The sequence below is a fragment of the Streptomyces sp. NRRL B-1140 genome (genome assembly GCF_001280065.1).
In the GTDB taxonomy this organism is placed as follows: domain Bacteria; phylum Actinomycetota; class Actinomycetes; order Streptomycetales; family Streptomycetaceae; genus Streptomyces.
Genome location: NZ_LGEA01000057.1, coordinates 1 through 254 on the forward strand (window position 1 = coordinate 1; position 254 = coordinate 254).

At 72.4% G+C, this 254-nt stretch carries 1 protein-coding gene; it reads right to left on the reverse strand.

Annotated elements, in window-relative coordinates; translation table 11 throughout:
• Positions 1-254, reverse strand: a 254-nt coding sequence (locus tag ADK65_RS07655; RefSeq protein WP_159038742.1) for an AMP-binding protein, incomplete at both ends; no start/stop codon positions are given.

Genomic DNA, 254 nt, shown 5'->3' on the forward strand with positions numbered 1-254 from the left:
ACCTCGATCCAGCGCAGGCTGGTGCACTCCTTGGCCCCCGGCTCGGCGACGAACGCCTCCAGGAGCGAGGGCACGAAGTCGGCGCCGGTCACTCCCTCCCGCCGGATCAGCTCGGCGAGGTAGGACGGGTCCCGGCGTCCGTCCGGACGCGCGATCACGATCGCGGCGCCGACCTGCAGCGGCGCGAACAGCTCCGGCACCGACACGTCGAAACTCGCCGTCGTGCTCAGCAGCACCCGGTCCTCGGCACCCAC